Annotated in this window: 9 protein-coding genes; 2 read left to right on the top strand and 7 right to left on the bottom strand. The window is 42.7% G+C overall.

The features are described from left to right. Positions 1-60 precede the first annotated feature (60 nt). Positions 61-831, bottom strand: coding sequence for a DeoR/GlpR family DNA-binding transcription regulator (locus AB6D07_RS06520; protein ID WP_372091500.1), 771 nt, complete (start codon positions 829-831; stop codon positions 61-63). 429 nt (positions 832-1,260) lie between these two features. On the opposite strand from AB6D07_RS06520, the gene pykF reads away from it, so the two are divergent. Together pykF and AB6D07_RS06530 are read left to right on the top strand one after the other, a co-directional pair. Further along, positions 1,261-2,673 (top strand): pyruvate kinase PykF, encoded by a 1,413-nt coding sequence (pykF, locus tag AB6D07_RS06525; protein ID WP_017061403.1) that lies wholly within the window; start codon positions 1,261-1,263, stop codon positions 2,671-2,673. 176 nt (positions 2,674-2,849) lie between these two features. Continuing rightward, positions 2,850-3,521 (top strand): GntR family transcriptional regulator, encoded by a 672-nt coding sequence (locus tag AB6D07_RS06530; RefSeq protein ID WP_012603177.1) that lies wholly within the window; start codon positions 2,850-2,852, stop codon positions 3,519-3,521. Between the two features lie 751 nt (positions 3,522-4,272). On the opposite strand, the gene ilvN is transcribed toward AB6D07_RS06530, so the two are convergent. The 6 genes from ilvN to AB6D07_RS06560 all read right to left on the bottom strand — a co-directional run bounded on the left by ilvN (position 4,273) and on the right by AB6D07_RS06560 (position 11,978). Next, positions 4,273-4,767 (bottom strand): acetolactate synthase small subunit, encoded by a 495-nt coding sequence (gene ilvN, locus AB6D07_RS06535; protein ID WP_372091503.1) that lies wholly within the window; start codon positions 4,765-4,767, stop codon positions 4,273-4,275. 1 nt (position 4,768) lies between these two features. Beyond that, the gene (locus tag AB6D07_RS06540) at positions 4,769-6,526 is read right to left on the bottom strand and encodes an acetolactate synthase 3 large subunit (RefSeq protein ID WP_065680159.1); all 1,758 of its coding nucleotides are present in this window, start codon (positions 6,524-6,526) and stop codon (positions 4,769-4,771) included. A 460-nt stretch (positions 6,527-6,986) separates the two neighbouring features. Next, entirely contained in the window at positions 6,987-8,795 is a 1,809-nt protein-coding gene (locus tag AB6D07_RS06545) for a long-chain fatty acid--CoA ligase (protein WP_065680158.1), read from the bottom strand. Positions 8,796-8,996: 201 nt separating this feature from the next. Then, a complete protein-coding gene (gene leuO, locus AB6D07_RS06550; protein ID WP_009847810.1) occupies positions 8,997-9,956 on the bottom strand; it encodes a transcriptional regulator LeuO in 960 nt (319 codons plus the stop codon). A 347-nt stretch (positions 9,957-10,303) separates the two neighbouring features. Next, positions 10,304-11,359: an MJ1255/VC2487 family glycosyltransferase gene (locus AB6D07_RS06555; RefSeq protein WP_372047281.1), complete on the bottom strand. Its 1,056-nt coding sequence runs from the start codon at positions 11,357-11,359 to the stop codon at positions 10,304-10,306. A 94-nt stretch (positions 11,360-11,453) separates the two neighbouring features. Further along, positions 11,454-11,978 (bottom strand): phosphatase PAP2 family protein, encoded by a 525-nt coding sequence (locus tag AB6D07_RS06560; protein ID WP_012603172.1) that lies wholly within the window; start codon positions 11,976-11,978, stop codon positions 11,454-11,456. Positions 11,979-12,024 lie beyond the last annotated feature (46 nt).

Raw genomic sequence — 12,024 nt, forward strand, 5'->3', positions numbered from 1 at the left:
GGCCAGATCTTTATTAAGATCAATTATAGGAAGGTAAATGCATAATATTTAAATTTGTTTTTACGCTGGATCGGTCAGGATCACTCGAACATCATGTGATTCGATACTTGCTTTGGATTCTTCGCCTAAGTCTGTATCGGTAATTAAGATGTCAATGTGTTCCCATGCCAGCTCTAAGTTCGGGATCTTTCGTCCCACCTTTTCCGACTCAACCATCACGATCACTTCTCGTGACACTTCAGCCATTACTTTACTTAGGCCAACCAATTCATTGAACGTGGTTGTGCCTCTATCAAGGTCGATACCATCAGCCCCAATAAATAGTTGATCAAAATCGTAAGCACGAAGTACTGACTCTGCGACTTTGCCTTGGAAAGAGTCCGAGTGGGTATCCCAAGTGCCGCCGGTCATTAGCAGTGTTGGTTCGCTTTCCAACTCATTAAGTGCGTTAGCAACGTGCAACGAGTTGGTCATCACAACTAAACCACGCTTGCTATTGAGCTGCTGAATTAGCGCTCCTGTCGTGCTACCGCTATCGATCACAATGCGATTATGGTCGCGAATTAAATCTGCAGCGGCTTTCGCTAATGAAATCTTTCGAGTCGAAACTTGTGGACACAGCTCTTCGTTGACAACCTCTTTAGGTAACGAAATCGCACCACCATAACGGCGTAAAAGCTGACCGTTTTTCTCTAAAGACGCCAAGTCCTTTCTAATCGTGACCTCTGAGGTTTCGAACTTAGCGGATAATTCATCAACACTAACCTCCCCTTTTTCATTCACTAGGTTAGAAATTGCATATCTTCTGAGCTGGGTGTTTCGTTTCGACATTTTAAAAAGGCCATTAAGTTTCGATATGAAACATATTATAGTTACAACGAAACTATTTAGTCCATTTATTTTGATCCAAAAAATTAATAAATAGCGATAAAACCTTGTCCTAAGACAATTGTTAAGCAGTGATATTGAATTGATTAGGTGGTAGAATCCGCACCCGAAAAGAAAAAAAATTACAAAACTGACTGTTATTTTTTTGCAACTTACCCCTTATATAGTGGAGTAAGTCACAGAAAACCGATATTGAATCAAAATCTTTTGGTCATAAAATGACTAAATTTGATGAAAGACTTACAACTCTGAATGGCATATTGGAAGTCCCGCGCTTTTACACAACAGGCACAAAATGTTGATGTAGCGGACCAACCTTCAGAACTTAAATAAATTTCAAATTGTAACAATACTTACCGGAGAGTACCTTCCATGAAAAAGACCAAAATCGTATGTACGATTGGCCCTAAAACTGAATCTGTAGAGAAGCTAACTGAACTAGTAGATGCTGGCATGAACGTTATGCGTCTTAACTTCTCTCACGGTGATTTCGCAGAGCACGGCACTCGTATCGCGAACTTCCGTAAAGTAATGGAAAACAAAGGTGAGCAACTTGCTATCCTTCTAGATACTAAAGGTCCAGAAATCCGTACTATCAAACTTGAAGATGGTAACGACGTAGATCTAGTAGCTGGTCAAGAGTTCACTTTCACAACTGATGCAACAGTTGTTGGTAACAAAGACGTAGTAGCAGTAACTTACCTAGGTTTCGCTAAGGACCTAACAGCAGGTAACACTATCCTTGTTGATGATGGCCTAATCGAAATGGAAGTTATCGCAACAACAGAAACTGAAGTTAAGTGTAAAGTTCTTAACAACGGTGCTCTAGGCGAAAACAAAGGTGTTAACCTTCCTGGCGTTTCTGTTCAACTTCCAGCTCTTTCTGAGAAAGACAAAGCTGACCTTAAGTTTGGTTGCGAGCAAGGCGTTGATTTCGTTGCTGCTTCTTTCATTCGTAAAGAAGAAGACGTTAAAGAAATCCGTGAGCTTCTAAACGCTAACGGCGGCGAGAACATCCACATCATTTCTAAGATTGAAAACCAAGAAGGTGTAGATAACTTCGATTCAATCCTTGAAGCTTCTGACGGCATCATGGTTGCTCGTGGTGACCTAGGTGTTGAAATCCCAGCTGAAGAAGTAATCTTCGCTCAGAAGATGATGATCGAGAAGTGTAACCGCGCACGTAAGATGGTTATCACTGCAACTCAAATGCTTGACTCTATGATCAGCAACCCACGTCCAACTCGTGCAGAAGCGGGTGACGTTGCGAACGCAATCATGGATGGTACTGATGCAGTAATGCTTTCTGGTGAAACGGCTAAAGGTAAGTACCCAGTTGAAGCTGTTACTATCATGGCTCAAATCGCGAACCGTACTGATTCAGCTCTTAAAGCTGAGCTAGGTTCTCGTCTAGACAGCCCACGTCTACGCATCACTGAAGCAGTATGTAAAGGCGCTGTAGACACAGCAGAGAAACTAGCTGCTCCTCTAATCGTTGTTGCAACTGAAGGCGGTAAGTCTGCACGTTCAGTACGTAAGTACTTCCCAACTGCAAACATCCTTGCTCTAACAACTAACGAAAAGACAGCTGCACAGCTAGTTCTTACTAAAGGTGTTAAGCCAGTTCTTGTTGACTCTATCGAGAACACAGACGCGTTCTACATCAACGGTAAAGAAATCGCTCTACAATCTGGCCTAGGTAACAAAGGCGACATCGTAGTTATGGTTTCTGGTGCTCTAGTCGCTTCTGGTACTACAAACACAGCATCTGTTCACGTTCTATAAGAATGAACCGATTCGCATAAAATATAAAAGAGGGCTTCGGCCCTCTTTTTTTATGAAACAAAATCTTGCCTAACTTTTCAGTACGCTGTATTATCAATCACATTAGAACTACGTACTGTTAAACTCCAATAAACTCTTCCTAAGAAACGGATTAGCAGACTAGAAATCAAATATACATGAGGTTTGTAATGTCTAGTCCTACGCTTACTGACAAAGTATCAAAGATGATTCGCCAAGATATTCTCAATGGTGAATTAACCCCAGGTAAAAAACTCGTTGTAGCTGATCTCAAAGCACGATACAACGTCGGCGCATCTCCAATTCGCGAAGCCTTAGTGCAACTATCTTGGAGTAAATACGTAAAGCTAGAGCCACAAAAAGGCTGCTGGGTATCACCGGTATCAAAGAAAGAACTCAATGACCTATATGAAAGCCTTCGTGTTGTCTCTTCTGTTCTGCTTAAAAAGGCAATTTCAGCAGGCGATGAAAGCTGGGAACTGGAAGTATTAACCTCCTACCACAAGCTATCACGCATACAATATGTCTCAGAAGAGTTTGATTGTGTTGAGTGGGAAGAACGTCACCAGCAGTTCCATGCAGCGTTACTTGAAGGCGCAGACTCAGAGAACATGTTTAAGTTCTTTGATGATCTTATCAATCAAGTAAAACGCTACCGCTTCCTAGCGATGTCAGCGAAAAGCGCATCTGATGATCTGTTCAATATTGATGAGCATGAAATGATCATGAAGCTGGTACTTGCTAAAAATGTCGATCAAGCGACAGAACTATTGGATCAACACCTGTTAAGTTCAATGAAGCGAATTGAAGAAGTTATCGAAGCCGCATAATGTCAAGATAGATTCTAACCACATAAAAACGGAGCCTAATAGCTCCGTTTTTTATTTCCAGTATTACGACTGAACTACCACCCAAAAAACTCTTTGTGATGAGTATTGAGTAGCACAACCATAGGTAAAAAATACAATGCACTCAGTTGAAAGCCAAGAACGGCTAATGTACCTATGGTTAACCTCACTAAAAAATCGACAAACATACCACGCCTCTTTCAATCAGACTGTATGATCCCTAAACCCTTGCTTCAGCGAACCTAATTCAACTAATGCCCTTCAAGACTTTGATAGGGTTAGCTAACCAGTTGAATTAAGTTAACGGTGCCATCCTTTTACATCTAGCAAACACTCTATTAATTGCATCTTTTATCATGAGATGACATGAAGCAAGACTGTTTGATTATTGTTCAGTTTAGCTCAAATCACCGCGAGTATTAGACTTTAGTCTAATCATATAAACTTTGTGATTTAAGTCTCTCAAAAATGAGATTCCCAATAAATATGGATGCATGGTACTGGAGGGGATCAAGCACAGTAAATAACAGGGCACTCTATAAAAAGCGCAATAGCGCCCTAATGGAGAGCTACAAAGAAATGAATGGCAATAAGAAAGTATGGACAAACGATGCTTACTTCCAGAAAGCAAAACGGCCCAAATTAAGGGCCGTTCGTATCAGTAAAATCGCTATTTTTTTCAAACGATTAAATGCTCAGTTTTAGCTTAAAAGCAGCTTTAAATCTTTCTTCGTTAGGCTTTCAACGCTCGTTCACCACGTGCGATGCCAACAACCCCACTTCGAGCCACTTCAAGTACTTCCGTTACTTCAGACAATGCCTGAATGAAAGCATCCAGCTTCTCGCTAGTGCCGGCCATTTGAACCGTATATTTCGAAGCCGTCACATCAACGATTTGACCACGGAATATATCCGCTGTGCGTTTCACTTCAGCGCGAGCAAAGCCGCTAGCGCGTACTTTTACCATCAGAAGTTCACGCTCGATATGCTCAAGCTCAGACACTTCTTGTACCTTAAGTACGTCGATTAACTTGTGTAGCTGTTTTTGGATCTGCTCAAGCTGCATTTCGCTCGAGTTAGTGGTGACATTCAGACGAGAAAGCGTTGGATCATCCGTAGGGGATACATTCAAAGACTCGATGTTGTAGCCACGCTGAGAAAACAAGCCAACCACACGAGATAGTGCACCTGGTTGGTTTTCCATTAATAGTGAAAGGATGTGTCTCATACTATGTTCTCTCCGTTTTGCTTAGCCACATGTTATCCATACCCTCGCCTTTGATCTGCATTGGGTATACGTGCTCGGTGTCATCCACACTAATATCGACAAATACCAAACGGTCTTTCATCGCCAGTGCTTTTTCCAAACCTGATTCCAATTCATCCGGAGATGAAATACGCATGCCAACGTGGCCATAAGCCTCAGCGATAGCAGCAAAATCAGGAACAGAGTCCATATATGAATTAGAGTAACGACCTTGATAAACAATGTCTTGCCACTGTTTTACCATGCCTAAGAAACGGTTGTTAAGATTAATAATCTTAACGGGGATATTGTATTGCAGCGCAGTCGACAGCTCTTGGATATTCATTTGAATACTGCCGTCACCAGTAACAATCACAACTTCTTCATCAGGTTTCGCAAACTTAACGCCCATACCAGCTGGTAAGCCAAAGCCCATCGTACCTAGACCACCAGAGTTAATCCAACGGCGTGGCTTGTCAAACGGGTAATACAAAGCAGCAAACATTTGGTGCTGACCAACATCCGAAGCAACATAGGCATCGCCATTGGTTACTTTATGCAGTGTTTCAATAACTTGTTGTGGCTTAATTCGACCCGACGTTTTGTCATACGTTAAGCAGTCACGTTCTTGCCATTGTTTAATTTCATTCCACCAGCTTTCCATCGCTTCTGCATCGTTAGTTCCACCTTGCTCAATAAGCAGGTTAACCATGCTTTCTAGTACTTTTTCCGCTGAACCTACAATCGGTAGATCCACTTTAACGTTCTTAGAGATAGAAGATGGATCGATATCAATATGCATGATCTTCGCATCAGGACAGTACTTATCTAGGTTATTGGTGGTTCGATCATCAAAACGTACGCCAATACCAAAGATCAAGTCCGCATTGTGCATCGCCATATTGGCTTCATACAAACCATGCATGCCCAACATACCCAAAGAATTCTTATGAGTACCAGGGAAAGCGCCAAGCCCCATTAGGGTACTTACCACGGGTAAATTCAGTGCCTCTGCTAATTTTAACAGCGGCTTATCTGCCTCAGAAATAACCGCACCACCACCGACATAAAGTACCGGCTTCTTCGCTTCAAGAAGGGCTTTTAGCGCCTTTTTGATCTGACCTTTATGACCCGTAACCGTTGGGTTATATGAACGCATTTTGATCGTTTCTGGGTATTCATAAGGAAGCTTAATTTGTGGGTTTAAAATGTCTTTTGGCAGATCAATAACCACAGGACCTGGACGTCCTGTCGTTGAAATATAGAATGCTTTTTTAACGACTTCAGGGATATCTTCCGCTTTCTTAACGAGGAAGCTGTGTTTAACGATCGGGCGTGATACACCAACGATGTCACACTCTTGGAAGGCGTCGTTACCAATAAGGTTATTTGGTACGTTACCAGAAATAACAATCATTGGGATTGAGTCCATGTAGGCTGTTGCAATACCAGTAACGGTATTGGTCGCACCTGGCCCAGAACACACAAGTACTACACCCGGCTTACCGGTAGAACGAGTATAGCCATCTGCCATGTGGGTAGCGGCTTGTTCGTGTCGTACTAATACGTGTTTAATTTCAGCAGTTTTAGCATGCAGCGCATCGTAGATATCAAGTACAGAACCACCTGGATAACCAAAAATTTGTTCTACACCCTCTTCAATTAGAGACTGCACCACCATCTCAGCGCCGGATAACATTTCAGCGCCGGATGACATAGCTGTTTCAGGTTTTGTTGTCATATTGCTCTCCTCACCAGTTTCCAATCACATTTGGTGAACATGTTGGGCTGGTTTTTCATAGTCTAGGGCTTATTCGTAGCCTAATTCGAAATACTTCCACTTTTTCGGCTATGGCTGTCTGTAGTGATAACAACAAACAGTAATACGAAACAACTTTAACGCTTTATTATCATCTGGTCTAACGCCTGTTATTCGGCAACAGTGCCAAAAAACCAACTATTAGCTCAAAGCATCAAATAAAACCCAATACAGGCTTTCATACTAGGCTTAAACACTGCCTACTTAATAAAAAAAAGCACTTAATATTTCAGCAGCTCGCTATTTATCGATAAACAGCGAGCTTGTTGGTGTGCGCTTTCGCACATTGTGCTGTGTCATTAGATACAAAAAATCCCCCTAAAAATGCAATCACATTCGTAGGGGGATTTTTAAACAACTGAAAATTTATCTAAACAGAAAACTACTTATCTTTAGGCTTTTCGTTGTACATTTCTTCGATTTCGTCTTGATACTTATCGTTAATAACCTTACGACGCAGTTTCTGGGTCGGTGTTAGCTCACCATCATCCATAGAAAACGCTTTTGGCAGCAACTTGAACTTCTTCACTTGCTCAAACTTCGCTAGCTCTTGTTGTAAGTCATTCACACGCTTCTCTAGCATCTCTACTATTTGGTGATTTTTAACAAGTTCCACACGGTCATGATATTTGATATTAAGCTCTTTGGCATACTCTTCTAGCGAGTCATAACAAGGAACAATCAGTGCAGAAACGAATTTGCGCGTATCAGCGATAACAGCAATCTGCTCGATAAAGTGATCTTTACCAATTGCGCCTTCAACCACTTGCGGTGCAATGTACTTACCGCCAGAAGTCTTCATTAATTCTTTTATGCGATCAGTAATGAATAGATTACCATTTTCATCAAAATGACCCGCATCACCCGTTTTTAGGAAACCATGCTCGTCAAATGTTTTAGCTGTCTCTTCTGGCATCTTGTAGTAGCCACGCATCACCATTGGGCCACGAACAAGAATCTCGTCCTTAGCGCCAATTTTCACTTCAGCGCCCGGCATCGACATACCGATCGAATCAGGGTTAAAACAACGATCATCCCAGCACGATACTGTTGCCGTGGTTTCTGTCATGCCGTAGCCAAGTTTTACATTGATACCAATCGCGTGGAAGAAGCGACCAATGGTTTCATCAAGCTTCGCGCCACCACATGGCATGAAGTTGATGTTACCACCTAACAGAGCTCGCAGTTTAGATAACACAAGCTTGTCAGCAAGCGCATGGCTCTTCTTCAGCATGAATGATGGTGTACGACCTTCTTGATGACAAACAGAAAGCTTCGCGCCCATGTTCACCGCCCAAGTAAAGAGTACTTTACGAATAAACGGTGCTTTAGATACTTTCTCGTGAATCGCTGAGAAAATCTTCTCGTAGAAGCGAGGAACAGCAGACATAACCGTTGGTTTAACATCACTCAGTGCGTCACGAACTTGCATGGTGTCTTGCAAATAGCAGTTGGTTGCGCCTTTATAAAGGACATAGAAAGTCCAAGCGCGTTCAAATACATGTGATAGAGGTAAGAAACACAATGAGACGTCGTCTTTGCTTAAGCTGAGACGCTCATCATGGCCTTTTAGTTGATAGCCAACATTAGTGTAATCAAGCATTACACCTTTAGGCTGGCCTGTTGTACCAGAGGTATAGATAAGCGTCAGTAAGTCATCCATGCTGGCATCCGCAAGACGAACATCAAGCTCAGCTCGCTGATCTTCAACACCACGAGCCATGAACTCTTTCCAAGAGACAGCAAAGCGATGTCCTTGCAGATCGATATCATCAGACATCGCCACAACAACTTCTAGCTGTTCACACTCTTCAAAAAGGCTAACCGCCGCATCGAATTGAGCTTGCTCACCAACGAATAAGATCTTCACATCCGCATTTTGGATAATGTAAGAAGACTGTGCCGCTGTGTTGGTTGGGTAGATTGGTACCGTTACAAGGCGCGCTTGTAAGGATGCGAAGTCAGCCACAGTCCACTGAGGCATATTGTTCGAGAAGATACCGATCTTATCCTGAACTCTCAATCCTTGAGCCAATAGCGCTAATGAAAGCGTATCGATTTGTTGTCCAAATTGTTCCCAGCTAATACCTTGCCATACATTGTCTACTTTGTGCTTCAAAGCTGTACGGTTGCCGCCTTGGGCAATTTGGTCACGAAGTCTTTTTACGATATGAAAATCTAAATTGGCCATCTCTTTACCTTTGGCTTACACCTGTAAGCTTTTTTGAGCGCACAAGTGTACCTCTGATCATGGAAAAGGCAACTGATGAAGCTCAAAGTTATCAGTAATAGTACGTCTCACGCTAAGTTTTCTATCAACAAAAATAGCAGGTACAAAAAAACCCCAAGCCAGACTCCTAGCTTAGGGCTTATAAATCATAGGAATTAGTGTCTAGTTAAGCGCTACTACTTCGCCACAGATCATCATTAACTGATCTCGTAACCAGATGTGTCCTTTGTCCTTTTCACTTGATTCGTGCCAGCTAAGGAAGCCAGAAATCGCCGCATTATCGAATGGGAAATCTAGAATCTGAAGCTGCTCTTTGTTTGCTGCATGTTCTACCATCCAACGAGGAGCGATTGTTACAAGTTCAGATTGACCAACAACGTAAAGAACGTTGCTCAAGCTCGTACCTTCGTAGAAAGGCGTGCAATCTAGGTCACGGTAAGCTTGCTCAGAGAAGCTACGTTGACCGTGAATGCGAGACAGTTTAGCGTGCTTTTCGTTAAGCAATTCTGCTGCTGAAACTTCACCGTTGATGCGTGGGTGAGAAGCAGAAGCGACCACAACCAATTCATCTTGGAAGATTTCAGTGCTTGAGAAACCTTGTTCATCAAAACGCGAGTAATCAATAACGAAGTCAATTTCTTGGTAACGCATGCGCTCAGAAAGTTGACGGTCAAATTCTGCATCCATGTGCAGATTAACGCTAGGTGCTTGGTCGTTGATTGTCGACATAATCTTAGGTGCAAAACGCATGTCGCAAGGGCTACAAATTGCAAGTTTGAACAAACGAGAAGACGACTCTGGTGAGAATACAGAACTTGGCAATTCGTTGCGTACTAACTGCAGCGCTTGGCGGATTGGACCAAACAACTGACGAGCACGTTGAGTCGGTTGAATACCACGACCTTGACGCATGAATAGCTCGTCGTTGAACATTACTTTCAAACGAGCAACAGCATTACTTACCGCTGGCTGAGACATGCCCAGATTATGAGCTGCACGAGTAATATTTTGCTCTTGCATAACTGCATCAAATACAGTCAAAAGATTTAAGTCGACTCCACGAAGTGTGCTTTCCATTCTGTAGCTTGCAATTGCACTCATTGCGTCTTTTTTCTCTAACATTCAAGTTGCCTCTTGTCGGTTCGACAGGGTTAAATTGGTAATGGTGTGGGAATAGATAACCACTAATTCTTATATTTATCAGACCGATGTTTTTCGGATTGCCATTACTATTAACCAATAAATCTCGAGCTACCAACAAGATTGATAAAGAATAATTTAATTTTACCTTAATGATTAAACAACACCTAAAAATCAGTTGCTTATGGAGTTATAAAAAAACATAAAATGCGTCACTTATGAGTTTCATTTCGACTTATTTAGCTGTTCTATCGTTTTGGTTACATTTGTTACAAATTATTGAACTCATGAATCGTTCAACCAGCCAATTCAGAAATAACACTTATGAGTTAAGTGAGCGATGCATAACTAGGAAAATCTACCTTGTCCCAAAGTTGCTTTCTTAAGTCATCTTGGTTGGACCAATTGCCCGCTAACACCCACTCAACAAGTGCACTTGCCACGTCGGGATAAGTGACCACTTCTGCCTGCTTTTCACCGAGCCAACCACGCAAGGTAGCCGCGTCTAAAAAGCTCATGGTTTGAGCCAACCCGAGCGCTTCAAGCGTCGCCACATTACTTTGTTGTTCGAACTGTCCCTCAAGAGGCTTAAGAAGCAACTTCTTACCTAAAGTTAAGGCTTCAGATGGCAATTCAAAACCGCCGTTGGCCACCACACCAGAGCACTGATTGAGATCGAATTGGAAGCCGGCATGACTGAGTGGTTTGAACTCTATATTTTCGACTCGGCTATGCTCAATCACATTCGGGTGATAACAGACAAAGTGATGAGAAACAAACTTCATCAACAACTCAGAGATAGCATCAAGATCCTCAAATGGTAGATAAACCAAGGTGAAGTCTTGTGTTGCTTTAGCTCGCTCATCACACGCAGGCGTGTGAACGATAGGTGGCAATATTGGCTGTTCAAAGTGATACCAGTGCAAACCAATAGAGTGCTCAGTTGGGGCGAAATGTTGAATCACGGAATGTTCAATCCAGTTGCCCCCTTCTTTAGGTACATCATAGCGGAACGCATTCTGGTGGCTTATCCCAATGCATGGCACACCTTGCCTCTTAGCCGCCCATGCCGTCACAGGTTCAAAATCATTAAGCACTAAGTCATAAGGCGCAAGATCGAGCTGGTTAACCTCGCGGAGAAATCGCCAGATGTTGTTCTCGATGAATGTCTTGCCGTATTTAACCTTCCCCTGCTCGCTGTAAAAAGTTAAGCCGCTGCGGGTCTGATAATTGCCAAATGCTTCCATCGAAAAGAATTTACTCTCGTCACGCCCAGAGAACAGAAAGTCGACATCGATATTTTTCTGACGAAAAGCGACGGCCATTGCTCTCGCACGAGCGATGTGACCATTCCCTGTACCTTGTACGCCATATAAAATTTTCATTCAGGTTCCTTGAAGATTAACAATTCGAGCGCTGCTGTCTTTGCCTGTGTCTTTTTAATATGAACAACAGAACAAACAACCATACGACTAAGCGCTATAAAATGAAGTAAATGGCTAGGCTTGTGCACGCTATACCTAACGCTGCACCAATTAAGACATCCGTTAAAAAGTGCACACCGAGTAGGATTCGAGAGCCAGCAATCGCTGTCGCCCAAATCAAGCTAAAGAGATAGAGACTTGGATAAAAATGTCCGATTAGAGTCGCCATAACAAATGCAGCAGCGGAATGCCCAGAAGGCAGGCTGTATTTATCTGATGGCACAATGTGAGAGTGAAGCAATGAAGAGAATTCAGCGGGTCTACGGCGCTTAAGAGTGTTCTTGGCTAACCAATAAATCGGCAGCTCTATCGCAAAAGCGGCTAGACCAACCATTAAAAATTCACGACCTGTATAGCCATCAGCTAACAGCGCAATCAGAGCGATCAACACATATAAGTGACCATCCCCAGTATGAGACACCGCTTTACTCAGTGTTGCATGTTGCCCGCTATAACGGTTCTTCAAACAGAAAACAGAAAATGCCACATCCCAGCGGACAATCGGTTCGATAGTACGCATACGATCTCCTTAACAATCCTCATTCAGTTAAGGCTCAAGGTATGCC

The organism is Vibrio sp. 10N.239.312.C11, assembly GCF_041466065.1.
Lineage (GTDB): Bacteria > Pseudomonadota > Gammaproteobacteria > Enterobacterales > Vibrionaceae > Vibrio > Vibrio tasmaniensis_A.

Coding starts and splice junctions, on each gene's coding strand:
- AB6D07_RS06560 (WP_012603172.1), bottom strand. CDS start 11,978: ATGCGTACTATCGAACCGATTGTCCGCTGGGATGTGGCATTTTCTGTT.
- AB6D07_RS06540 (WP_065680159.1), bottom strand. CDS start 6,526: ATGACAACAAAACCTGAAACAGCTATGTCATCCGGCGCTGAAATGTTA.
- AB6D07_RS06530 (WP_012603177.1), top strand. CDS start 2,850: ATGAGGTTTGTAATGTCTAGTCCTACGCTTACTGACAAAGTATCAAAG.
- AB6D07_RS06545 (WP_065680158.1), bottom strand. CDS start 8,795: ATGGCCAATTTAGATTTTCATATCGTAAAAAGACTTCGTGACCAAATT.
- AB6D07_RS06520 (WP_372091500.1), bottom strand. CDS start 831: ATGTCGAAACGAAACACCCAGCTCAGAAGATATGCAATTTCTAACCTA.
- pykF (WP_017061403.1), top strand. CDS start 1,261: ATGAAAAAGACCAAAATCGTATGTACGATTGGCCCTAAAACTGAATCT.
- AB6D07_RS06555 (WP_372047281.1), bottom strand. CDS start 11,359: ATGAAAATTTTATATGGCGTACAAGGTACAGGGAATGGTCACATCGCT.
- ilvN (WP_372091503.1), bottom strand. CDS start 4,767: ATGAGACACATCCTTTCACTATTAATGGAAAACCAACCAGGTGCACTA.
- leuO (WP_009847810.1), bottom strand. CDS start 9,956: ATGTTAGAGAAAAAAGACGCAATGAGTGCAATTGCAAGCTACAGAATG.